At 66.8% G+C, this 21,782-nt stretch carries 22 protein-coding genes; 18 read left to right on the plus strand and 4 right to left on the minus strand.

Annotation, left to right across the window (positions count from 1 at the left end; translation table 11 throughout):
- Positions 1 to 59 precede the first annotated feature (59 nt).
- From ACFU4Z_RS16645 to ACFU4Z_RS16665, 5 genes are read left to right on the plus strand one after another with little or no spacing between them, the layout of a single operon-like run.
- A complete protein-coding gene (locus tag ACFU4Z_RS16645; RefSeq protein WP_379063717.1) occupies positions 60 to 926 on the plus strand; it encodes a VOC family protein in 867 nt (288 codons plus the stop codon).
- Positions 923 to 2,185, plus strand: a complete 1,263-nt coding sequence (locus ACFU4Z_RS16650) for a carboxylesterase family protein (RefSeq protein WP_379063719.1) — start codon at positions 923 to 925, stop codon at positions 2,183 to 2,185. The genes ACFU4Z_RS16645 and ACFU4Z_RS16650 overlap by 4 nt, the downstream gene beginning before the upstream one ends.
- A gap of 23 nt (positions 2,186 to 2,208) precedes the next feature.
- On the plus strand, positions 2,209 to 2,823 hold the full coding sequence (locus tag ACFU4Z_RS16655) for a GNAT family N-acetyltransferase (RefSeq protein ID WP_379063721.1): 615 nt from the start codon (positions 2,209 to 2,211) through the stop codon (positions 2,821 to 2,823).
- A gap of 22 nt (positions 2,824 to 2,845) precedes the next feature.
- Positions 2,846 to 3,481 carry a TetR/AcrR family transcriptional regulator gene (locus tag ACFU4Z_RS16660; protein ID WP_379063723.1) on the plus strand — a complete coding sequence of 212 codons (636 nt, stop codon included), beginning with the start codon at positions 2,846 to 2,848 and terminating at the stop codon, positions 3,479 to 3,481.
- Positions 3,474 to 4,997, plus strand: a complete 1,524-nt coding sequence (locus tag ACFU4Z_RS16665) for an ArnT family glycosyltransferase (protein WP_379063725.1) — start codon at positions 3,474 to 3,476, stop codon at positions 4,995 to 4,997. Before ACFU4Z_RS16660 ends, ACFU4Z_RS16665 begins: the two co-directional genes overlap by 8 nt.
- Positions 4,998 to 5,145: 148 nt before the next feature.
- Here the strand turns inward: ACFU4Z_RS16665 and ACFU4Z_RS16670 are convergent, their stop codons facing one another.
- Entirely contained in the window at positions 5,146 to 5,892 is a 747-nt protein-coding gene (locus ACFU4Z_RS16670) for a peptidylprolyl isomerase (protein ID WP_379063727.1), read from the minus strand.
- A gap of 138 nt (positions 5,893 to 6,030) precedes the next feature.
- Positions 6,031 to 7,479, minus strand: a complete 1,449-nt coding sequence (locus ACFU4Z_RS16675; RefSeq protein WP_379063729.1) for a PLP-dependent aminotransferase family protein — start codon at positions 7,477 to 7,479, stop codon at positions 6,031 to 6,033.
- A 122-nt stretch (positions 7,480 to 7,601) separates the two neighbouring features.
- On the opposite strand from ACFU4Z_RS16675, the gene ACFU4Z_RS16680 reads away from it, so the two are divergent.
- From ACFU4Z_RS16680 to ACFU4Z_RS16720, 9 genes are all read left to right on the plus strand, one after another.
- Entirely contained in the window at positions 7,602 to 8,441 is an 840-nt protein-coding gene (locus ACFU4Z_RS16680) for a nitrilase-related carbon-nitrogen hydrolase (protein ID WP_379063731.1), read from the plus strand.
- A gap of 16 nt (positions 8,442 to 8,457) precedes the next feature.
- Complete coding sequence (hydA, locus tag ACFU4Z_RS16685; RefSeq protein WP_379063733.1) at positions 8,458 to 9,879, plus strand: dihydropyrimidinase; 1,422 nt, start codon at positions 8,458 to 8,460, stop codon at positions 9,877 to 9,879.
- Positions 9,880 to 9,926: 47 nt separating this feature from the next.
- On the plus strand, positions 9,927 to 10,964 hold the full coding sequence (locus tag ACFU4Z_RS16690) for a TIGR03842 family LLM class F420-dependent oxidoreductase (protein ID WP_379063735.1): 1,038 nt from the start codon (positions 9,927 to 9,929) through the stop codon (positions 10,962 to 10,964).
- A gap of 201 nt (positions 10,965 to 11,165) precedes the next feature.
- Positions 11,166 to 12,053, plus strand: coding sequence for an ABC transporter permease (locus tag ACFU4Z_RS16695; protein WP_379063737.1), 888 nt, complete (start codon positions 11,166 to 11,168; stop codon positions 12,051 to 12,053).
- Positions 12,050 to 13,009, plus strand: a complete 960-nt coding sequence (locus ACFU4Z_RS16700) for an ABC transporter ATP-binding protein (protein ID WP_379063739.1) — start codon at positions 12,050 to 12,052, stop codon at positions 13,007 to 13,009. The genes ACFU4Z_RS16695 and ACFU4Z_RS16700 overlap by 4 nt, the downstream gene beginning before the upstream one ends.
- On the plus strand, positions 13,006 to 13,803 hold the full coding sequence (locus tag ACFU4Z_RS16705) for an ABC transporter permease (protein WP_379063741.1): 798 nt from the start codon (positions 13,006 to 13,008) through the stop codon (positions 13,801 to 13,803). Before ACFU4Z_RS16700 ends, ACFU4Z_RS16705 begins: the two co-directional genes overlap by 4 nt.
- Positions 13,800 to 14,942: an ABC transporter substrate-binding protein gene (locus ACFU4Z_RS16710; protein ID WP_379063743.1), complete on the plus strand. Its 1,143-nt coding sequence runs from the start codon at positions 13,800 to 13,802 to the stop codon at positions 14,940 to 14,942. The genes ACFU4Z_RS16705 and ACFU4Z_RS16710 overlap by 4 nt, the downstream gene beginning before the upstream one ends.
- On the plus strand, positions 14,939 to 16,333 hold the full coding sequence (locus ACFU4Z_RS16715) for an aminotransferase class III-fold pyridoxal phosphate-dependent enzyme (RefSeq protein WP_379064296.1): 1,395 nt from the start codon (positions 14,939 to 14,941) through the stop codon (positions 16,331 to 16,333). Before ACFU4Z_RS16710 ends, ACFU4Z_RS16715 begins: the two co-directional genes overlap by 4 nt.
- A 139-nt stretch (positions 16,334 to 16,472) precedes the next feature.
- Positions 16,473 to 18,008, plus strand: a complete 1,536-nt coding sequence (locus ACFU4Z_RS16720) for a glycosyltransferase family 39 protein (protein ID WP_379063745.1) — start codon at positions 16,473 to 16,475, stop codon at positions 18,006 to 18,008.
- Positions 18,009 to 18,030: 22 nt separating this feature from the next.
- On the opposite strand, the gene ACFU4Z_RS16725 is transcribed toward ACFU4Z_RS16720, so the two are convergent.
- Positions 18,031 to 18,855 carry a tachylectin-related carbohydrate-binding protein gene (locus ACFU4Z_RS16725; RefSeq protein WP_379063747.1) on the minus strand — a complete coding sequence of 275 codons (825 nt, stop codon included), beginning with the start codon at positions 18,853 to 18,855 and terminating at the stop codon, positions 18,031 to 18,033.
- Between the two features lie 147 nt (positions 18,856 to 19,002).
- On the opposite strand from ACFU4Z_RS16725, the gene ACFU4Z_RS16730 reads away from it, so the two are divergent.
- Both ACFU4Z_RS16730 and ACFU4Z_RS16735 read left to right on the plus strand, forming a co-directional pair.
- The gene (locus tag ACFU4Z_RS16730; protein WP_379063749.1) at positions 19,003 to 19,371 is read left to right on the plus strand and encodes an arsenate reductase family protein; all 369 of its coding nucleotides are present in this window, start codon (positions 19,003 to 19,005) and stop codon (positions 19,369 to 19,371) included.
- A gap of 93 nt (positions 19,372 to 19,464) precedes the next feature.
- Entirely contained in the window at positions 19,465 to 20,145 is a 681-nt protein-coding gene (locus tag ACFU4Z_RS16735; protein WP_379063751.1) for a TIGR00266 family protein, read from the plus strand.
- 265 nt (positions 20,146 to 20,410) lie between these two features.
- On the opposite strand, the gene ACFU4Z_RS16740 is transcribed toward ACFU4Z_RS16735, so the two are convergent.
- Entirely contained in the window at positions 20,411 to 20,917 is a 507-nt protein-coding gene (locus tag ACFU4Z_RS16740; RefSeq protein WP_379064298.1) for an NUDIX domain-containing protein, read from the minus strand.
- A gap of 76 nt (positions 20,918 to 20,993) precedes the next feature.
- Here ACFU4Z_RS16740 and ACFU4Z_RS16745 point away from each other — a divergent pair, with 76 nt between their 5' ends.
- Both ACFU4Z_RS16745 and ACFU4Z_RS16750 read left to right on the plus strand, forming a co-directional pair.
- Positions 20,994 to 21,371, plus strand: coding sequence for a nitroreductase family deazaflavin-dependent oxidoreductase (locus ACFU4Z_RS16745; protein WP_379063753.1), 378 nt, complete (start codon positions 20,994 to 20,996; stop codon positions 21,369 to 21,371).
- A gap of 119 nt (positions 21,372 to 21,490) precedes the next feature.
- Complete coding sequence (locus ACFU4Z_RS16750) at positions 21,491 to 21,718, plus strand: hypothetical protein (protein WP_379063755.1); 228 nt, start codon at positions 21,491 to 21,493, stop codon at positions 21,716 to 21,718.
- Positions 21,719 to 21,782 lie beyond the last annotated feature (64 nt).

Here is a 21,782-nt window from a genome sequence, read left to right on the forward strand (position 1 = left end):
TACCGGCGTAGCGTCCCGTGCTGGGGGCCCGGCAGCCGCCGCGATCGCAGACTCGTCCTATGACTTACAGCATCAACGCCTTTCACCACACCGGAATTCTGACGCGCGACCTCGACGGACTGGAACGCACATACCGCTCCTTCGGTTTCACCGCGAGCCCGCGTTCTCGCCACCTGCTCAGTGAGCGGCCGGGTGAGCCGCCGCAGCCGGGGTGCACCGCCAATGCGTGCCTGTTGTTCGGCGGCTCGTACATAGAGTTGCTCGGCATCGTCGACGAATCCGCGCCGGACCCGTGGCGTACCAAGTCGATGGCCGACGGTTTCCAGATCCTGAACTTCGACACCGACAACGCCGAGGGCGTCGACCGTGCGCTGACCGCCGCCGGGCTGCGCACCTCGGGCGTCCTCGATCTGGAACGCGAGGTCGACACCGCGGAGGGCACCCGCACCATGCGGGCCCGCTCCCTGCACATCGATCCGCGCACCACCGTCGAGGGCTACATCGGCATCGCCCAGCACCTCACCAGGGAGTATGTGCACCAGCCGCGCTATCTCGACCACCCGAACGGCGCCCGCGGCATCGTGACCGTTCTGATCGTGGCGGCCGACGATCAGCTCGACGCGGTCGTGGAGCGGTATCGCCGGGTGCTGGAGACCGATTCCAGCCCGGAGGGTCCGCGCACAGTATTGGAGCGAAAAGGCGTGCGGCTGGAGCTGATTCGCGCCTCGGACGTGCCGGACGTACTGCCCGGCGAACCTCTCCTCGCGCAGTCCTACCTCGCGGCGATGACCATCCAGGTCGACGACGTGAATCGTGCCCGCGGGATCGTGGAAAGCGCAGGCACCGAAACTCGGTCCACCTCGGACGGGTTCTTCGTCTCCGCGCGTGACGCCTACGGCGCCGGTTTGTACTTCGCGGCGCGATGATCGTCGAGACCACCTCGGGTTGTGTCCGCGGCATCTCCGAGGGAGAGGTAGCGGCCTACCTCGGCATACCGTTCGCGCGCGCCACGCGATTCGGGCCGCCGCGGGCCGTGATGCCGTGGCGGGGGGTGCGCGAGGCAGTCGAACCCGGCCCGGCCGCACCGCAGCCGCCATCTCGCTTAGCGCGGGTGATGGGGCCTGGCGCGGCACCACAACAGTCGGAGGACTGCTTATCGCTGAACGTGTGGGCGCCCGCGGGCAGCGGCCATCCGGTCCTGATGTTCGTGCACGGTGGCGGGTTCCTCACCGGCTCGGGTGGGCTGCCGTGGTACGACGGCGCGGAATTCGCGACGCAGGGCGATGTCGTGGTGGTGACCGCGAACTATCGGCTCGGCGCGCTCGGCTACCTGCGGCTGCTTGGAGTGTGCGAGGGCAATATGGGGCTGTCGGACACGCTCGCGGCGCTGGATTGGGTGCGCGACAACATCTCCGCCTTCGGTGGTGATCCCGCGAAAGTCACCGTCGCAGGACAGTCCGCGGGCGCGCTCTCGATTCTGGCGTTGCTATCGGGGAGCCGTGCGCGCGGGCTGGTCCGTCGCGCGATCGTGCAGAGTGCGCCTCTCGGTATGCTCCCGGCATCCCCGGATGCCGCAGCGGATATCGGGGAAATGTTGTTGCGAGAGTTGGACATCGATCCGAACCGGGCCGAGCGGATCATCGACGTGCCGGTGGCGCGGTTGCTCGCCGCCCAAGGCGCGATCGCGCGCCGCACGGCGGGCCCGACGAACCCGGTCCCGCCGTTCCAACTCGTCGCCGACGGCACGATGGTCGCCGCCGATCCGGTCCAGGCGATCGGGCGGCGCGGCGCGGACGGAGCCGAGATCCTCATGGGCACAACGCGCGACGAAGCGGCAGCGTTCTTCGCAGGCGATCGGAATGTCGTGGCGACGGTGACAGGCCGGATGTTTCACGAGCCGGCGATGCAGCTGGCGAAGTCGCTTACCGACCAGGGCGAGCCACCGTGGCTGTACCGCTTCGATTGGCATCCCGGCACCGGCCCGTTCGGTGCCTGCCATGGCATCGAGCTGCCGTTCTTGCTCGGCCACGCGGCGGCGTGGCGACATGCGCCGATGCTCGACGGTGTGCGCCCGGCCGGCCTCCTGGCCGAGGTCCGCCGCGGCTGGATCGGCTTCGTCCGGGACGGTGATCCGGGCTGGGCGCGCGGCACAACCCACCACTTTGCAGGTCAGGCCGTCGAGTGAACAGATTGTCAGAAGGGGAAGACATGAGCAGAACTATCGATGTGCGTTCCGCGCACCGGACCGATGTCGCGCCATTGTCGCGAACGCTGGCCCGCGCCTTCCATGACGACCCGGTCATGACCTGGTTGTGGTCGCGCGAGGACAAACGGGCATACGGCCTGCCGCGCTTCTTCGCGGCCATGACACGCCACCACCACCTCGCCGCGGGCGGCGTCGACATCGCCTATGACGCTGCGGGCGCGATGGCGGGCGTGGCATTGTGGAACCGGCCCGGCCGATGGGAGCATTCGACACTGTCGGAATTGCGGATGCTGCCCACCCTCATCAGTGGCTTCGGCACTCGAATTCTGGCGGGAAAGGCGGTAGGCGACACCCTCGCGCGTAGCCACCCGTGTGAGCCGCACTGGTACCTCGCGGCGATCGGCAGCGACCCGCAGGTCCGTGGAGCCGGGTACGGGCGAGCGCTGATGCAACACCGCCTGGACCAATGCGACGCCGACCAGCACCCGGCTTACCTGGAATCCAGCCACCCGGACAACGTTCCCTACTACGAGCGCTTCGGTTTCGAAGTCGTCAACCGGGTCGCGCTGGCTGACGGCGGCCCGACGTTGTGGGCGATGTGGCGGCACCCCCGCTGATCGTTCGTGCTAAAATTTGGCCGTGCGGCCAGAAAATAGTCCAATCGGCCAGCAGCGGTCCTTTATCGAGGAGGCGCGGCGGCGGCAGATCATCGCGTCCGCGGTGGAAGTGATCTCGGAGGTCGGGTACGGAAAGGCGTCCCTGGCGCGAATCGCCAAGCATGCCGGTATCTCGAAAGGCGTGATCTCTTATCACTTCGAGGGCAAAGACGATCTGATGATGCAGTTGGTGATTCAGCTGTATGTGTCCGGCGCGGAGTACATGGTTCCGGTGATCGTCGCGGCCGAGGGGCCGCGCAATCGGCTGCTGGCGTACCTGGATTCGAATCTGGCGTTCATCGAGGCGAACAAGAATTACGTCGCGGCGATGACCGACGTGGTGGTGAATCTTCGTGATGCGGAAGGGAAGTCGGTCTTCGCCAACCCGGACGGCGAGCGAGAGGTGCTAGAGCCGCTGGTGGAGATGCTGCGCGAGGGCCAGGGCACGGGGGTTTTCGGCGAGTTCGATGTGGTGATCATGGCCAAGTCGATCCGTGACTCCATCGACAGCGCGGCCGGACGCTCGATCCGGGAGCCGGATTTCGACATGGGCAAGTACTCGGTGCATTTGAGGAGGTTGTTCGATTTGGCGACGCGGAAGGTGGGGGACGATGACTAGTGTGCTGGAAACCGATGTGCGGGAGGGTGATAGACCCGAAGCGCCACAGCCGTACGCGCTCGTCGGTGTCACGGCGATCGCCCTGGTGTCGGCTATCGCGTTGCTGGCGACCCTCGGGCGCTACGGCTACTTCGGTGACGAACTGTATTTCGTGTCCGCCGGGCGCAGGCTCGCCTTCGGGTACGCCGATCAGGGTCCGCTGGTGCCCGCGATCGCGCGACTGATGGATCTGATCGCACCGGGATCGTTGATAGCGCTGCGGATTCCGGCCGTGCTGGTCACCGTCGCGGCGATCTTCCTCAGTGCGCAGATAGCACGGGAATTCGGCGGCTCCCGCGCCGCACAGCTGTTGACCGCGACCGCGTACGCGACCTCGCCGTTCCTGCTCGTGCAGGGCAGTCAGCTGGCCACCAACACCATCGACACCGCACTGTGGGTGCTGATCAGCTGGCTGCTGATCCGGTGGGTGCGCACCCGCCAGGACGGCCTGCTGGTGTGGGCGGCAGTGGCGACGGCGATCGACATGCAGGTGAAATGGCTGATCCCGTTCTTCTGGGTTGCGGTGGCAATCGGCGTGTCGCTCTACGGTCCGCGAGAACTGCTGCGACGCCCGGCGCTGTGGCTGGGTGGGGCGATCGTGGTCGTGGCCACCGTGCCGAGCTTGATCTGGCAGGCCGGTCACGACTGGCCGCAACTGCGCCTCGGCGCGGTGGTCGCCGCGGAACAGAGCGTGATCGGCGGTCGCTACACATGGGTGCCGCTCGCTGTCGCGGCGGCAGGGGTGTTCGGCGCGGTGCTGCTCTTCGCGGGCGTCTGGGCGTTGTTTCGCTGGGAATCGTTGCGCCCGTATCGTTTCCTCGGTCTGCTGCCGATCCTGCTCGCGGTCGCTTTCATGATCACCAACGGCCGTCCCTACTACGCCGTAGGCTGTTATGCGGCCGTCATGGCGGCCGGCGCGGTGCGGTGGACGCAGAGCACCGCACGCTGGCGGCCTTTTGTCGCAGTTCCACTCGTGGCGATTTCGGTTGCGGTAGTGGTGTTTTCGTTGCCCTTGAAATCCGAGTCGACGATCGATCCGGTGAACAGTCAGGCCGAGGCCGGGCTGCAGATCTCGGTATACGGCAAGTTCGGCTGGCCAGAGCTGCGCACGGAAACCGCCGACGCCTATCGCGGATTGCCGGAGCCGGCGCGCGAGAAGGCGGTCGTCATCGTCGACTCCTACTGGCAGGCGAGTGCGCTGGACGTGGATCGGGAGCGCTATGGGCTGCCCGCGATCTACAGCCCCAACCGCGGCTTCGGGTATTTCGGCACACCACCGGACTCCGCGACGACGGTGCTGTGGGTCGGCGGCGACGAAGTGGACCTGCACTCGATCTTCGAGACCGTGGCACCGATCGGCCGCGTGGATGCCCGCCTGGGATACCCGGGCGTCACCCGCGATGTCACGATCTGGCGTTGTGAGCAGCCACGTCGTGCCTGGTCGCAGGCGTGGCCGGACATGCTCCGCTTGGACTGACGCGACATCCATCGGCAGCGGAGCCCGCAGCGTCCGCGCTCATCGACCTGCTGCGTCCGAACGCGCGTGCAGCGCACCACCGGCAAGCGAGAACGGCCCACCAGACCGCGAGGTCTGGTGGGCCGTCGGCGTTCGTGAGCCGTCGGACTCAGTTGCGCACGGTGGTCACCGAATCGAGAATCGCGTCGGTGGCGGGGGCACCGTCGCCCGAACCGTCCTGGACACCCGCCGCGGCAATAGCGCCCAGCACGTCCATGCCGCCGATGATCCGGCCGAACGGGGTGTAGTTCGCGGGCAACCTGGTGTCCTGGTAGACCAGGAAGAACTGGCTGCCGTTGGTGCCGGGTCCGGCATTCGCCATCGCGACCGTGCCCGCGGGGTAGGTCGCGCCCGCGAGGTTCTCGTCGGGGAACTTGTAGCCGGGGCCGCCCATGCCGGAGGCGGTCGGATCACCGCACTGGAGCACATAAATGCCCTGGGTGGTCAGCCGGTGGCATTTGGTGTGGTCGAAGTACTGTTCGCCGGACAGGAACGCGAAGGAGTTGACTGTGCGCGGCGCCCGAGCGGCCTCCAGTGCGATGGTCACCGTGCCGCAGGTGGTTTCCAGCGTGGCCGTGTATCCGGCGCTGGTATCGATGATCATGCCGGGCTCGGCCTGCCACTGCTTGCCGTTGGGCTGGCCCGCGGCCGGTTCGGAACAGCCCGAGCCCGTTGCTTTTTCGAGTCGGATCCCGGTGTCGGCCGAGACGCCGCCTGCGGCGAGAATCGCCACCGCCGCACCGGCCGCCAGGACGCCGAGCAGGCGCACCGCGCGCATAGGGACGCCGATGCGGCGATGCTGCTGCCGGTTGCGCCGATCGTGGTCGAGTTCTCGGGCCTGCAGTTCACTGCTCACCGGTCGGGATCTCCTTCTGTCGGGTTGCGCACCGGACGATGCTCCGGGCGATCATTCCATCTCACCCCGAAGCGCGTGGCAGGTTGGTGCTTTGCCGCGTCGATCGGCCGTGAGTACGGACGGCTCGTCGCTATGCTTTCAGGCCCGGCGGACCCGCCGATAGGTGGCGGCGGCGGTGGTGGCGGCGGCCAATTCCGTTGTCAGCCAGTCGAGATCGCTGTCGGTAACGGCCGCGACGGTGATGCGCAGGTGGTCGCGGACGGGGTGGTCGCCGACTTCGAAGGGGCCCCCGGGGGCGACTTTGATGCCTGCGGCGGCGAGCGAGATCATGGCCGCGTTCTCGTCGGCGACCGGGAGCCAGAGGTTGATGCCGTCGTTGCGGGCCACGGTGATGCCTCTGCTGGACAGCGCGCGGCGGAGTTCGCCCGAGCGTCTTCGATACTCGGCGCGGGCCGCGGTGACGGTGTGGACGGCGTCTTCGTTGTCGAGCATGCTGAGCAGGACGCGTTGCAGCAGGCGGCTGGTCCAGCCGGGGCCGAGCATGCGGCGTTCGACGACGGGGTCGAGGAGTCCGGCGGGTCCGCCGGCCACCGCGAGACGCAGGTCGGCGCCGTGGGATTTCGAGAAGGAGCGGATGTGCACGGTGCGGCGCGGCAGCCTGCTGCCGAGAGAGCGCAACGGGGCCGCGGCGATCCCGGCCGAATGGTCGTCTTCGATCACCAGGGTGGCGGTGTTCTGCAGGATGTCGGACAGTTCACGGACCCGGCTCCCGGTGAGCGAAACGCCGGTGGGGTTCTGAGCGCGGGGTTGCAGAATCAGAGCGGTGGCGGCGTGCGGACCGACAGCGCGAGCCAGATCGCCGGGTAATAAACCGGATTCGTCCATTCGAACCGGTATCGGGCGGGCGCCGATGCGGGCCAAGAGGTCCAGAAACGGCGGGAAGCAGGGGTCTTCGACGGCGACCGCGTCGCCGAGTCGGATGTGTGCGGTGAGCAGCCGGTCGACGGCGTCGAGTGCGCCGTCGAGGACGGCGAGACGTTCGGCGCGGAAGGGCCAGTCGGTGCGCACCTTCGCGGCGAGGTCGGGCAACACCGCCTCGCCCATATAGTCGGCGGCCAGGTCGCCGTCACCATGGCGGGTGATGTCGCGCAGCGCCGCGGCGAGATCGGGGAGCAGATCCGGATCGGGGGTGCCACGGGACAGATCGACACGGAACGCGCTGTCCGTCGGTGGGTGCAGGCGCTGGTAGCGGCCGGTCGGGGTGGTGGGCCGTCCGGTTTCGGGTTGGCCGACGAAGGTGCCTGCCCGTCCGCGGGCGATGATCGCCCCGGTCGCGGCCAGCGCTCGCCAGGCCTGGTTCACCGTGGACGGCGATACCCGTAGCTCCCTGGCGACCTCGCGGACGGTGGGCAGACGAGAGCCGGGTTGGAGTGCGCCGGAACGGATCCGGCGGCTGACGGCGGCGGCGATGCCCGCCGGGGTGCGATCGTCGAGATCCGCGGTGAACTCGGCTGGTGACACCACGGCCGGAGCGGGCACCTCGCCGTTGTTCGGTGCGCCGGAGGTCGTCGCGGGCTCGATTGTCACACGCTCATTCTGCTTCGGGCACCGGACCGTAACCATCGTCGGTACCAAGGTTTACGGCCACGAAACTGTTTCCGCAATCTTGTAACACAACCGAATTGGATCGGAGTGAAGTATAACAAAGCATGGGAATCGTTCGAGCGGCGCTCGTCCAGACGAACTGGACGGGCGACAAAGAGTCCATGATCAAAGTGCACGAGGACTATGCACGTCAGGCCGCCGCGCAGGGCGCGACGGTGATCTGCTTCCAGGAGTTGTTCTACGGCCCGTACTTCTGCCAGTTACAGGACGCGAAGTTCTATGACTACGCGGAATCGGTGCCGGGTCCGACCACGGAACGATTCGCCGCCCTGGCAAAAGAATTGGGCCTGGTCATGGTGCTGCCGGTGTACGAGCAGGAGCAGCCCGGGCTGCTCTACAACACCGCGGCGGTGATCGACGCCGACGGCAGCTATCTCGGCAAATACCGCAAGCACCACATCCCGCACGTCAACGGGTTCTGGGAAAAATTCTACTTTCGGCCGGGAAACCTGGGCTGGCCGGTGTTCGACACCGCGGTCGGCAAGGTCGGTGTCTATATCTGTTACGACCGGCATTTCCCGGAGGGCTGGCGGGCGCTCGGCTTGGCGGGCGCGGAGATCGTATTCAACCCGTCGGCCACCTCGCGCGGCCTTTCGGGTTATCTGTGGAAATTGGAGCAGCCCGCGTCCGCGGTCGCCAACGAGTACTACATCGGCGCGATCAACCGGGTGGGCATCGAGGCCGAATACGGCGACGACGATTTCTACGGAACCAGCTACTTCGTCGATCCCGAGGGCAAGTTCGTCGGTGACGTCGCCTCCGACACGGCCCCCGAACTGGTCATCCGCGATCTCGACATGGACCTGATCAAGACGGTGCGCGACCGGTGGGCCTTCTACCGCGATCGTCGCCCCGACGCCTACGGACCATTGGTAACACCCTGAGGCCGGTGAGACTCATATGACAAAGACCTTCATCCACGGCGGCACGGTCGTCTCGTCGACCGGATCGCAATTGCTCGACGTGCTCGTGGACGGCGAAACCATCATCGCCGTGCTGCAGCCCGGTGCGACCGCGCTGGGCGCCGACCTCACGCGATCCGCGGACGTCGTGATCGACGCCACCGGCAAGTACGTGATCCCCGGCGGCGTCGATGGACACACCCATATGCAACTGCCCTTCGGCGGCACCGAGGCGTCCGATACCTTCGAGACCGGCACCAGGGCCGCGGCCTGGGGCGGCACCACCACGATCGTCGACTTCGCGGTGCAGAAGCCCGGGGAGCGAGTGCAGGACACCCTCGGCGCCTGGCATGAGAAGGCCGCGGGGCAGTGCGCCGTCGACTACGGATTCCACCAGATCATCGGCGAGGTCAACGACGAATCCCTCAAGGGGATGAGTGAATTGGTGGCCGAGGGCGTCACCAGCTTCAAACTGTTCATGGCCTACCCCGGCGTCTTCTACTCCACCGACGGCCAGATCCTGCGGGCCATGCAGGCGGCGGGTGATCTCGGCGCGCTGCTGATGATGCACGCGGAGAACGGAATCGCCATCGACGTGCTCGTCGAACAGGCGCTCGCCCGCGGCCAGACCTCGCCGTACTTCCACGGTGTTTCACGGCCGTGGCAGATGGAGGAGGAGGCTACCCACCGGGCCATCATGCTCGCACAGTTGACCGGTGCGCCGCTGTATGTCGTGCACGTCTCGGCCAAGCAGGCGATGGAACAGATCGCCACCGCACGGGGCAACGGGCAGAACGTCTTCGGCGAAACGTGTCCGCAGTATCTATACCTCTCACTCGAAGAGCATCTGGGCGCACCGGGTTTCGAAGGCGCGAAGTGGGTGTGTTCGACGCCGCTGCGGTCGCGGGCCGAGGGGCATCAGGACGAGCTGTGGCGGTATATCCGCACCGGCGACGTCAGCTCCGTCAGCACCGACCACTGTCCGTTCTGCATGAAGGACCAGAAAGAGCTCGGCGTCGGAGATTTCAGCAAGATCCCCAATGGGATCGGCGGCGTGGAACACCGGATGGACCTGATGTTCCAGGGCGTGAAGAACGGCCTGATCTCGCTGGAACGCTGGGTGGAGGTCTGCTGCACCACCCCGGCCCGGATGTTCGGCATGTATCCGCGCAAGGGCGTCATCAGTCCGGGCGCCGACGCCGACATCGTGATCTACGACCCGAACGGGCACACCAGCATCGGCTTCGGCAAGACCCATCACATGAACATGGACCACTCGGCCTGGGAGGGCTTCGACATCGATGGCCACGTCGACACGGTGCTCTCGCGCGGCCGGGTGGTCATCGACCGCGGCGAATACCGCGGCAGCAAAGGGCACGGCCGGTTCATCGTCCGCGAGCTGTCGCAAAACCTGATCTGACGCGCGTCCGGAACACGACGCACCTGATTCGAAACGGAGAGTGCCGCATGGACATCGGCGTGGTGCTGCAATGCACACCCCCTGCCTCGCGGGTGGTCGAGCTGGCCAGACAGGCCGAGACGCACGGCTTCTCACACGTGTGGACTTTCGACTCGCATCTGCTGTGGCAGGAGCCGTATGTCATCTACAGCCAGATCCTCGCCGCCACACGCAAAGTAGTCGTCGGTCCGATGGTGACGAATCCGGCCACCAGGGATTGGACGGTCACCGCTTCCACATTCGCGACGCTCAACGACATGTTCGGCAACCGCACCGTGTGTGGAATCGGACGCGGTGATTCGGCGGTGCGGACGCTGGGCGGCAAGCCGGCCACCCTGGCCACACTGCGGGAATCGATCGCGGTGATCAGGGAACTCGGCAACGGTCGCAGCGCCCGCATCGGCGACACCATGGTGCGCTTTCCCTGGGCAGGCGCCTCACAGCTCGAGGTCTGGGTCGCCGGCTATGGTCCGCGCGCCCTCGACCTGACCGGCGAGGTCGCCGACGGCTTCATCCTGCAATTGGCCGATCCGGACATCACCGCGTGGACCATCGCGCGGGTGCGAGCGGCGGCCGAGCGGGCGGGCCGTGATCCCGGCGCGGTCAAAATCTGTGTGGCCGCACCCGCTTATGTCACCGACGGCTCCGAGGGCGCGACCGTCCATGCGCGCGAGCAATGCCGCTGGTTCGGCGGCATGGTCGGCAACCATGTCGCCGACATCGTCACGAGATACGGGACCGGCGGAGATATTCCGGCCGCACTGACCGAGTACATCGCGGGCAGGCAGGGCTACGACTACAACCAGCACGGCATGGCGGGCAACACCCATGCCGATTTCGTCCCGGACGCCATCGTGGATCGCTTCTGCCTGATCGGCACACCCGACGATCAGGTCGCCCGTTTGCGCGAACTCGAGAAGCTCGGCGTCGATCAGTTCGCGGTCTACCTCCAGCACGACGCGAAGACCGCGACGCTGGAAGCCTATGGCGAGTCGGTCATTCCGCGTATCGCACACCCCGTCACCGCGACCGCGGCGGCCGAGTGATCGCCCAGATAGCCGCTGCCGCGGCGCTCGCGGCAGCGTGCGCCGAGCTGGTTCGGCGCAGGCTTGCCGAACGTGCCGCGCAACCGGTGACAGTGCCAGTGGGTGCGCCATGACGACTCGACAGTGGCCGGTGCCTCCGAACGCGGTCTGTGAGCTCACGGAGCGCGACGTCTCTCCCATGCCGGTATGGGCGGGTGCGCGATGAGTGCGGCATGGCGGGCGCAGCGGGCCGGGTACGCGATCGGCGTGCTGGTGCTGGTCGTCGGACTGTGGGAACTGGTGAAGTTCGCGGTGCCCGAAGGCGGCGTGAGTATTGGCGATCAGCGGATATTGCCGCGCACCAGCGATGCCGCGTTGCCTCATGTGTGGTCGGTGATCACCGTGCTCGGGGAAAAGGACGGTAGCGGCACGGTGGGGGGAACGCTGCTGCGGACAGCGGGATTCACCTTCGAACTGGCACTGCTCGCGCTGTTGCTCGGCACCGTCGTCGGGGTGGCGCTGGCCGTGGTGATGCAGCGTTTCGCGTTTGTCGAACGCGGGCTGCTGCCGTACATCATTGTCTCGCAGACGGTGCCACTGATTGCCTTGGCTCCGCTCGTGGCGGGGTGGGGCGGCAAGATCGTCATCGCGGGCCAGCCGTGGCGGCCGTGGATGAGCATCGCGGTGATCGCCGCGTATCTCGCCTTCTTCCCGGTCGCGGTCGGCATGCTGCGCGGTTTGCAAGCCCCGTCGAAGGCCTCGGTGGAATTACTGCACAGCTACTCGGCGAGTTGGTGGAAGACCTTGGTGCACTTGCGGTTTCCCGCTGCGGTGCCGCATTTCCTTCCCGCGCTGCGGTTGGCCGCGGCGGCCTCGGTGATCGGCGCGGTGGTCGCGGAGATCTCGACGGGGACCGCGGGCGGCATCGGCCGCCAGATCATCGTCTTCGCCCAGCAGGCCACCGGTGACGCCTCGCGCCTGTACGCGGCGGTGTTCGCCGCCGCCCTGCTCGGCGTCGCGGTCACCGCCGTGGTCGGCCTCGCCGAGTTCGTATTGCGTCGCTACAGCCGCCCGATCGGGGCGCGCAGCTCTTCAGGAGGTATCCGTTGATCGCCAAGGCAGACCGGGAAGCAACCGACGGTGCCACCTCGTCGGCGGCGGTGTCGGACGATGCACTACCGGAGAGCGGAGCGGCCGAGACCGGGGACCCGAGCACGACGGCTGATCACTCGGCCGGTGCGGCGGGCGCTGTCGAGTCGGTGGCCGCCGTCGCGCTTGCACATGTCGGCAAGATCTTCGCGGCCGGTGCCGTCACCGCGCTGTCGAATGTGTCGCTCACCGTGGCCGCGGGCGAATTCGTCTCGCTGATAGGCCCTTCCGGCTGCGGCAAGTCGACGCTGCTTCGGATCATCGCGGATCTCGAGCAACCCAGCAGCGGCACCGTCGCGGTGCACGGCAAGACCGCACGGCAAGCCAGAATCGACCAGGACTACGGCATCGCCTTCCAGCAGGCGGGGCTGCTGGACTGGCGCACAGTGCAGGCCAATGTCGAATTGCCGATGGAGTTGCACAAGGTGCCCAAGGCCGAGCGCCGGACCCGCAGTGCGGAACTGCTCGAGATGGCCGGGCTGACCGATTTCGCGCGCCGCTATCCCGCGGAGCTGTCGGGTGGTATGCAGCAACGCGTCGCGATCGCGCGGGCGCTGGCCCGTAAGCCGTCGCTGCTGCTGATGGACGAACCGTTCGGTGCGCTCGACGAGATGACGCGCGAACGAATGCAGGGCGAGCTGTTGCGGATTGCCGGTGAGACCGGTGCGGCCGTGGTTTTCGTGACGCACTCGATCCCCGAGGCCGTATTCCTCTCCGATCGGGTGGTGGTGATGTCGCCGCGCCCCGGCCGCATCACCGACGTCGTCGCGACCGATGGCTGGGGCCGCGACCGCGCCGCCGCTGGGGACGATGTGCGAGCCAGCACCGCGTTTTTCGATGCGGTAGCGGAGGTTCGCGCGGCCCTGCGCGACGGCCACGGCGCAGACGCTGCGGCAGCCGGACGGGATCTGCGATGAAAGCGGCGCTTTCGGCGGCCGGTGCGCTGCCGCTGCGGACGGTGCTGCCGCCGTTGGTATTCGGCGTCGGTGGTCTCGCGCTGTGGCAACTGCTGACCGTCGCCGCGGGCGTGCCCTCGTTCCTTCTTCCCGCACCGACGGCCATCGCGCGCGAGTTCACCGACAACTTTGCCCGCATCGTCGACGCCGCGAGCGCGACCGGGAAGAACGCGCTCATCGGATTGCTGCTCGGTGCGGTGCTCGGTATCGCCGCCGCGATGCTGGCCGTGCGCTTCCGCCTGGTCAATGGTCTGCTCACGCCCCTGGCCGGCGCCGCCGCGGCGGTGCCGATCGTCGCGCTCGCGCCGTTGCTCAATTCGATGTACTCCACCACCACCGACACGCCGCGCCGCATCGTCGTCACCATCGTGGTCTTCTTTCCGATGTTCGTCAGCACCGCGCGCGGACTGCGCCAGGTCCCGCAGGTCCAGTCGGATCTGATGACCTGCTACGCGGCGGGCGGCTGGCAGATCACCCGGACCGTCCGGCTGCCCGCGGCCATGCCGTACCTGTTCACGGGTCTGCGCATCGCCGCACCCGGCGCGGTGATAGCCGCGATCATCGCCGAATACTTCGGCGGTCTGCAGAACGGCCTCGGCAGCAGGATCACCTCTGCCGCGGCCAATACCGCATATCCGAGGGCCTGGGCTTATGTGGCGGGCGCCATGCTCGTCGGCCTGCTCTTTCTGGCCGCTGTCCTGCTGCTCGAACAACTCACCCGACGACCCCGCAACACCTTTTGGAGAACGACATGACACCCACCCCCAAGCGATTGCGCGCCTGTCTGGCGCTGGCAGCACTGGCCGCCGCGGCGCTGACCGGCTGCAGCACCACTGAGAACGGCTCGACGACGACCTCCGATGGACTGACGAAGGTCCGCTTGCAACTGCAGTGGTTCAAGCAGGGGCAGTTCGCAGGCTATCTGGCGGCGGTCGATCAGGGCTTCTACAAGGAGCAGGGCCTGTCGGTCGAGATCCTCGACGGCGGCACCGACATCGTGCCGCAGACCGTACTCGCTCAGGGTCAGGCTGATTACGCCGTCGCCTGGGTGCCGAAGGCGCTGGCATCGCGCGAGGCCGGTGCGGGCATCACCGATGTCGCACAGATCTTCCAGCGTTCGGGCACCAAACAGGTCTCCTTCACGTCCGACAATATCTCCGGACCGGCAGCGTTGCGCGGCAAGACCGTCGGAAACTGGGGCTACGGCAATGAGTTCGAGCTTTTCGCCGGCATGACCAAGGCGGGCATCGACCCGTCCAAGGACGTCAAGCTGGTCCAACAGCAATTCGACATGAATGCCTTCCTCGCCAAGGACATCAATGCCGCACAGGCCATGTCCTACAACGAATACGCGCAGCTGCTGGAGACCAAGAACCCGGCAACCGGAAAGCTCTACACCGCAGACGATTTCGCCACGATCGACTGGAACGACGAGGGCGTCGCCATGCTCCAGGACGCGATCTGGGCGAACAGCGAAAAGCTGAAGGATGTGAAGTACCAGGACCAGACGGTGAAGTTCATCGCGGCCTCGCTGAAGGGCTGGGCCTTCTGCCGTGACAATGTCGACAAGTGCCGTGACATCACCGTCGCCGCGGGCAGCACGCTGGGTGCGACGCATCAGCAGTGGCAGATCAACGAGGTGAACAAATTGATCTGGCCCTCGCCCGCCGGAGTCGGGCTCATCGATCAGGCCGCCTGGGATCGCACCGTGAAGATCGCCAAGGAAACCCGCAACCAAGAGGGTGCCACGGTCCTGAAGAAGGATCCCGACGCCGGTGCTTTCACCAACGAGTACGTTACGAAAGCGCTGGACTTGCTGAAGTCCGGTGGGATCGACGTCACCGGAACGAGTTTCGCGCCGAGCCAGGTGACGTTGACCGAGGGTGGTAAATAGGTGGCGCGTCGGCCGGAGCCGAGCGCCGACGATCGAACGATGGATGCCGAAGGGCAAGAGCGGAGCGACCGGAGATGACTACCGATCACGTCTTCTATCCGTGGATGGCGCAGGGTGGCGCGAATCCGACGCCGATCACCGGTGCGTCGGGCTCGTGGTTCTGGGACGACTCCGGCAAGCGATATCTGGACTTCTCCTCCCAACTGGTGAATGTGAATATCGGCCACCAGCATCCGGATATGATCGCCGCGATCGTTGCGCAGGCCCAGAAACTGGCCACCATCTCTCCGACGGTCGGCAACCAGGCGCGCAGCGAATTGGCCGGACTGATCGTCGAACGCGCACCCGGCGACCTGAACCGCGTGCTGTTCACCACCGGCGGTGCGGAGGCCGTCGAGCACGCGGTGCGGTTGGCGCGCAGCTTCACCGGCCGCACCAAGATGCTCGCCGCCTACCGCTCCTATCACGGCGGCACCGGTGTCGCCATCGGCCTGACCGGTGAGCCGCGGCGCTGGGGCGCGGAGCCGACCAATGTCGACGTGGTGCGATTCTTCGGGCCTTACCCCTACCGATCACCGTGGGACACAGCTACTCCCGAAGCGGAGACCGCCGCGGCGCTGAAGCATCTGCGCCAGGTGATCGAGCTGGAGGGTCCGCAGCACATCGCGGGCCTGATCTTGGAGACGGTCGTCGGCACCAACGGTGTGCTCGTCCCGCCGCCCGGCTATCTGGCCGGGGTGCGCGCGCTGTGCGACGAATTCGGCATCGTCTACATCGCCGACGAGGTGATGGTCGGCTTCGGCCGGGTCGGGGAGTGGTTCGCGGTACAGGCGTTCGGGGTCGAGCCCGACATCATCACCTTCGCCAAGGGCGTGAACTCCGGCTATGTCCCGCTCGGTGGTGTGCTGATCGCCGAGCGGATCGCGCAGCGCTATGACGACGAGGTGTACCCCGGCGGGCTCACCTATGCGGGTCATCCGCTGGCCTGCGCGGCCGGGATCGCCTCGATCGAGGTATTCGAGCGCGACGGCATTCTCGGCCACGTGCGGTCGGTGGGAGCCGACGTCCTCGGAAAAGGCCTGGCGGAGTTGGCCGCTCGTCACCCGAGCGTCGGTGAGGTGCGTGGCCTCGGCTTCTTCTGGGCGCTGGAATTGGTGCGCGACCCGCATACCCGGCAGCCGCTGATCCCGTTCGCGGCCGCGGGCGATGCCGCCGAGCCGATGGCTCGAGTGACCGCCGCCGCGAAGGCGCGCGGGCTGTGGCCGTTCAATGCGGGCAATCGTTTCCAGATCGCGCCGCCGCTCACCACCTCGGCGGACGAAATCCGCACCGGCCTGGAGATCGTGGACGAGGTGCTGAGGGTGGCCGACGAATACGTCGGCGCATCCTGACGGCTGCCGGCGCGGGGTCGAGGCCACCACGACCCCGCTCGGCCGCCGCGCAGCGGACTCGCCCGTCAGGTGAACACGCCGACGGCCGTTTCCCGCTACATTCGATCGCGTCCGACTCGGAACTCCTTCAGGAGCTGGCGTGACCGACACCGAAGATCGTCACGAGCTCGACGCCGCGCCCGATGCGCGCCCGCCGCTGGCAACCACTGGCATCGCCGTTGTCGCCGCGGTTTCTGCGGGTGTGCTGCTGTTCTCCATCAGCCGCTACGACTACTTCGGTGACGAGCTCTACTTCCTCGCCGCGGGACGGCGGCCGTCTTTCGGCTATGCCGATCAAGGCCCGGTGCTGCCGATGCTGGCCCGCCTGATGGACACCATCGCGCCCGGGTCCTATTTCGTGTTGCGGCTGCCGGTGGTCGCGCTGACCGTGCTGGCGATCGTGCTGTGCGCGATGATCGCCCGCGAGCTCGGCGGCGGTCGCGGCGCGCAACTGTTCGCCGCCGTCGCCTACGCCACCTCGCCGTTCCTGCTGCTGCAGGGCAAGATTCTCACCACCAATGCCGTCGACACCGTGCTGTGGGTGATCATCACCTGGCTGGTGGTGCGATGGGTGCGCACGCGGCGTGACCGCCTGCTGTTGTGCGCCGCGCTGGTGACCGCGGTCGATATGCAGGTCAAGTGGTTGATCCCGTTCTTCTGGATCACTGTCGCGGTCAGCGCGCTGGCGTTCGGTCCGCGCGAGCTGGTGCGGCGACCGCTGCTGTGGCTCGGCGGGTTGATCGTGGTCGTCGCGACGGTGCCGACGCTGATCTGGCAGGCGCGGCACGATTGGCCGCAACTGGAAATGGGCACGGTGATCAGTGGTGAACAGGGGATTCTCGGTGGCCGAGTGATGTTCGTGCCGCTCGCCCTGCTCACGGCGGGATACCTGGGCGCGGTCCTGCTGGTGTTCGGCGTGTGGGCGCTGCTGTGGCGCGTCTCGCTGCGTCCCTACCGGTTCCTCGGGGTGAGCCTGCTGTTGCTGGTCGCGATCTTCCTGGCGATCGGCGGCCGCATCTACTACGTGGCCGGAATGTACGGCGTAGTGCTCGCGGCGGGCGCGGTCGGGCTCACCGAACTGGCCGCGCGGCTGCGTCCCGCGCCGCGCCGCTGGCTGACTTCCGGTGGCATCGCGCTCGCCGCGGTGGCGACGGCGTACGTGCTGATGTCGACGCCATGGCGGGACGCGGCGCACGTCGATCCGCCCGCCGACGATGCCGAGGCGACGATCAATATCAGCGTCTACGGCGAGTTCGGCTGGCCGGAGCTGACCACCGCGGTCACCGGTGCCTACGACTCGCTGACACCCGAGGAACAGGCCGGGGCCATCGTGGTGACCGATACCTATTGGCAGGCAAGTGCATTGGACCAATTCGCCCGGGACCGGCTGCCCCCGATCTACAGCCCGAGCCGCGGCTACGGCTACTTCGGCACACCGCCCGAGACGGCCACCGTGGTACTCGCGGTCGGCGTCAATGAAGGCTTCCTGCGCTGGAACTTCGATCGGATAGCACCCGTCGGCAAGGTCGACAGCAGACTCGGTTACGAAGGCAACACCCGGAATGTCATCGTCTGGAAGTGCACCGGGCTGCGCCACCCATGGTCAGAGGTGTGGCCGGTCTGGATGCATCTATGAGTTCGTGGGATAGCGGATTTCGTTATACGAGCTCGACCACCGGCCCCAGAACCACCCGCGAAAAATGATCAAAGGCGACGCCGACTCTCCTGCCGCCGTCGCCTGCGACCCAAGTGGGTGATCCGTCGGGCCAGCCCTCGTGCCGGTACCAATCGAGGAAGCCCTCGTGCGTGATTCCATAGATCTGGCCGTTGGCATCGTATGAACCGAAGACCTCGGTGTAGAACTGCCATCCGCTGCCGACGTGCCGGCCGCCGTCGCCCGCGGTCCAGGCCGCTGATCCGTCGGTCCAGCCGTCATGGCGGTACCAATCCACATCGCCGTTTGCCGTGATTCCGTAGATGATGCCGCGACCGATAGAGAACACCCTGGGGTAGGACTGCCATCCGCCGCCGACGTGCCGGCCGCCGTTGCCCGCGGTCCAGGTGGCTGATCCGTCGGTCCAGCCGTCGTGGCGGTACCAATCCATGTCGCCGTTGGGTTTGATTCCGTAGATGATGACGCCGTCGGGTCCCTCTGGTGGCATCGGCCTGCCTCCGAGGACTACGTGGGAGTACACGTTCCAGCCGCTACCGACGGTCCGTCCTCCTTCGCCGGCAGTCCAGCCGGGCGCGCCGTCCTTCCACCCGTTATGGCGGTACCAGTGCATTACGCCGTCGGGGGTAATCGCGTAGATCGCCCCCTGCAGATTTCCGGACAAGATGGTCTTGTACACATTCCAGCCCGATCCGATATCCAACACAAGATTGGCCCAATTGTTTGTGCCTTCCGCTGTCCCCTCGTGGCGGAACCACTGCATCACGCCATTGTTCTTTATTGCGTAGACAACTTGACCGAGACCGCTCATCGAACTTCCTTTCCGGTTGTGGAAGAGGACTGTCCTGCGGATAAGCATTCCACGCGAGTCGCAGGCAGCTTGCCCGATGCGGGTATCTCATGTTCCTGAAGTCGCTATCTGTTCTGGATGCATCTGTGAAGGCGATAGTGTGCGTCCATGACTTCCGGGCAGACCGAGATCTGGCACAACCCGCGGTGCACCAAGAGCCGCGATGCCACCGCGTTCCTCGATGAGGCGGGCGTCGACTACACAGTCCGGCGTTACCTCGACGACCCGCCGACGGCCGAGGAACTGCGCACCGTGCTGCGGCGGCTCGGCGCCGAGCCGTGGGACATCACCCGCACCGGCGAGCAGATCGCGAAGGACCTCGGCATGTCCGGCTGGGGTCGCGGTGCGGCCGACCGGGAACGCTGGATCGCGGCGCTCGCGGCGAACCCGCAGCTGATCCAGCGGCCGATAGTGCTGACCGCTGACGGCGGCGGCGTGGTCGCGCGAGACGACGCCGCCCTGCGATCGCTGGAGTGACACCGACGACGGTGTGACGAGGGATCTGGTGCCCTGACGTGCTTGCGATCGCTGCCTCTCGGCTGTCGTCAGGAGGCGGTAGGGTCGGCGAATATGAAGGTACAACTGCGCCATAACCCCGCGTCGACCATCGCGCGATGCTTCCTCGCGGGTGGCGAGCCGATGCGGGTCGAAAGCGGCGCCATGGTCGCGCATTCGGCGGGAGTCACGTTGCAGGCCAAGGCCGAAGGCGGGATTCTGGCCGGGTTGAAGCGCTCGGTGCTGGCGGGTGAATCGTTCTTCGTCTCCACGTTCACCGCGCCCCCGCAGGGCGGTTGGGTCGATGTGGCGCCCGCGCTGCCCGGCGACATGCTGAACCTGCAGATCACCCCGGACCGCCCGTTCTTCATCAGCCGCGGCGGCTGGATCGCGAATTCCCATGGCGTGCAGGTGGAAAGCAAGTGGGGCGGCTTCGCGAATTTGTTCGGCGGCGAGGGCGGCTTCGGGCTGCGGGCGCACGGCGACGGCGAGATCGTGGTCGGCGTATTCGGCGCGATCGACGTCATTGATCTGCAGCCGGGCGAACCGATCACCATCGACACCGGACACGTGGTGGCCTACGACCTCGCGATGAACTTCACCATCCGCCGCGCGGTCTCCGGGCGGTCGATCCAGTCGTTGAAATCCGGCGAGGGCTTCGTCTTCGATTTCGTCGGACCGGGCCGGGTGCTGCTGCAGACCCGCAACCCCGGCGCGTTCGCCGCATGGGCGGGATCGGTCGCCTCGTCGAGCTGAGCAGGCTTTTCACGAGCGGGTTACCTGCCGGACATCTCCATCGTCGAGACTTCCAGCTTCGTCAATGTTCGACACCGCACGAAGCTAGGGAAGAAATATGGAATTGCTCCAAGTCGTGGCCGCGATCTTCGAATCCATCCTGAAGGTCGGCAGCGGCAGCGCGGGCTGATCTGCCGCGGCAGCGTCTGCTGCCGAGGTCATCCCGGCGGCCGTGGGGATCCACCATGGATGCGGCTCCCTTCGGCCGCCGGGACGACCGGGGGAGTCAACCCAGCACGCCCTCGACGAGGATGCGGGTGTCAGGAACAAAAGGCCAGGTCGGGTCGGCCAGGTGGGCGGCGAGTTCGGCGTCGGTCCACCACCAGCCGTCGGCGATCTCTTCCGGCTGATGCCGCAGTGGACCGTCGTAGCGCAATTCATAAGCGAACAGGTGGCAGCGCATCGGCTTGCCGTGCCATTCGCCGTCCCAGGAAATCGTGCGCAGCAGCGGCAGGGTCGTACCCGCAGTCAATGTGATGCCCAGTTCCTCGGCGAGTTCGCGGACCGCGGTCTGCGCGGGTGTTTCGCCGGGCTCGACGACGCCACCGGCCAGGCAATCGTGCAGCCCGGCGAACACCATTTTGGTGTCGGTGCGGCGGTGCACATAGATGCGCGTGCCGTCGCCCGAGCGAACGAGCACACCAGCACTGGCATGCCAGATTCCGTCACGGTAGACCGTGGCGCGGTCGGCCGCGCCGACTACGCTTCCTGCCTCGTCGTAGACCGCGATCATCTCCGAGTTCGGTTGAGCTGCCACGGGTCGAGAGTAACGTGTGGGGCGCACGCCACCTGGAGAGAGGATCGCCCCGATGGTGCTTCCGCGCGCACTGGCGAATTTCAATCGACACATCACCAATCCCGTCGCGAACCGCCTGGCAGGCAAGGTTGCGCCCTTCGGCGTCGTCGTGCACAAGGGTCGAAAATCCGGTCGCGCCTACCGAACTCCGGTCTGGGTCTTCGAAAGCGACGGCGTCTGCCGTATTGCGCTCACCTACGGCCGTGATGTCGATTGGGTCAAGAACATCTGCACCGCAGGCGCTTTCGAGCTGGAGACCAAGGGGCGGGTCGTCTCACTCGTCGACCCGGTCGTCGAACACGATGCGTCGGCGACCTGGGCACCGGTCGGCGTGCGGCAGGTGTTGAGCACGATCTCGGCCGCGTACTACCTGCAGGCGCGCACGGCTTAGCCCATGCCACCCCACTGGGAAGTGCGGCGGCGGAGGCGCTTACCGTGCGGTGATCGGCCGGCCTCCCCGGTAGCGTAGTACCTTCGAGACGTTGCGGCGCGGGCAGCTACGTGGTGGGCATGGGCATCACCGAGGCGGCACGGCTGAGCATGCCGACGCGCAGCGGACAGACCGAGAAAGAGCTGATCGCCGATCTGCGGCCCGCCGCAGATCAAGCGGCGCTGGCATCCCCGCGAGTTCGGCAGGCCGATCGGGACAGGGACCCGGCGGAGATGCGCGCGGAAGTTTTACTACGGGCCGCGTGCTGGATGGACTCGATGCGCGCCGGAATGCTTGACTCACCCTGAGTGGGTGTGGGTTACCACAACCGAACCCCGTATCGGCTACGGTTCACGTCGCACCAACCTGCGT

The sequence above is a fragment of the Nocardia sp. NPDC057440 genome, from assembly GCF_042802915.1.
Taxonomy (GTDB): domain Bacteria; phylum Actinomycetota; class Actinomycetes; order Mycobacteriales; family Mycobacteriaceae; genus Nocardia.

Excerpts from the sequence above, each read along its gene's own strand:
- ACFU4Z_RS16645 (WP_379063717.1), top strand. The coding sequence starts at position 60 with ATGACTTACAGCATCAACGCCTTTCACCACACCGGAATTCTGACGCGC.
- ACFU4Z_RS16650 (WP_379063719.1), top strand. The coding sequence starts at position 923 with ATGATCGTCGAGACCACCTCGGGTTGTGTCCGCGGCATCTCCGAGGGA.
- ACFU4Z_RS16655 (WP_379063721.1), top strand. The coding sequence starts at position 2,209 with ATGAGCAGAACTATCGATGTGCGTTCCGCGCACCGGACCGATGTCGCG.
- ACFU4Z_RS16665 (WP_379063725.1), top strand. The coding sequence starts at position 3,474 with ATGACTAGTGTGCTGGAAACCGATGTGCGGGAGGGTGATAGACCCGAA.
- ACFU4Z_RS16680 (WP_379063731.1), top strand. The coding sequence starts at position 7,602 with ATGGGAATCGTTCGAGCGGCGCTCGTCCAGACGAACTGGACGGGCGAC.
- hydA (WP_379063733.1), top strand. The coding sequence starts at position 8,458 with ATGACAAAGACCTTCATCCACGGCGGCACGGTCGTCTCGTCGACCGGA.
- ACFU4Z_RS16690 (WP_379063735.1), top strand. The coding sequence starts at position 9,927 with ATGGACATCGGCGTGGTGCTGCAATGCACACCCCCTGCCTCGCGGGTG.
- ACFU4Z_RS16695 (WP_379063737.1), top strand. The coding sequence starts at position 11,166 with ATGAGTGCGGCATGGCGGGCGCAGCGGGCCGGGTACGCGATCGGCGTG.
- ACFU4Z_RS16705 (WP_379063741.1), top strand. The coding sequence starts at position 13,006 with ATGAAAGCGGCGCTTTCGGCGGCCGGTGCGCTGCCGCTGCGGACGGTG.
- ACFU4Z_RS16710 (WP_379063743.1), top strand. The coding sequence starts at position 13,800 with ATGACACCCACCCCCAAGCGATTGCGCGCCTGTCTGGCGCTGGCAGCA.
- ACFU4Z_RS16725 (WP_379063747.1), bottom strand. The coding sequence starts at position 18,855 with ATGAGCGGTCTCGGTCAAGTTGTCTACGCAATAAAGAACAATGGCGTG.
- ACFU4Z_RS16730 (WP_379063749.1), top strand. The coding sequence starts at position 19,003 with ATGACTTCCGGGCAGACCGAGATCTGGCACAACCCGCGGTGCACCAAG.
- ACFU4Z_RS16735 (WP_379063751.1), top strand. The coding sequence starts at position 19,465 with ATGAAGGTACAACTGCGCCATAACCCCGCGTCGACCATCGCGCGATGC.
- ACFU4Z_RS16740 (WP_379064298.1), bottom strand. The coding sequence starts at position 20,917 with ATGATCGCGGTCTACGACGAGGCAGGAAGCGTAGTCGGCGCGGCCGAC.
- ACFU4Z_RS16745 (WP_379063753.1), top strand. The coding sequence starts at position 20,994 with ATGGTGCTTCCGCGCGCACTGGCGAATTTCAATCGACACATCACCAAT.
- ACFU4Z_RS16750 (WP_379063755.1), top strand. The coding sequence starts at position 21,491 with ATGGGCATCACCGAGGCGGCACGGCTGAGCATGCCGACGCGCAGCGGA.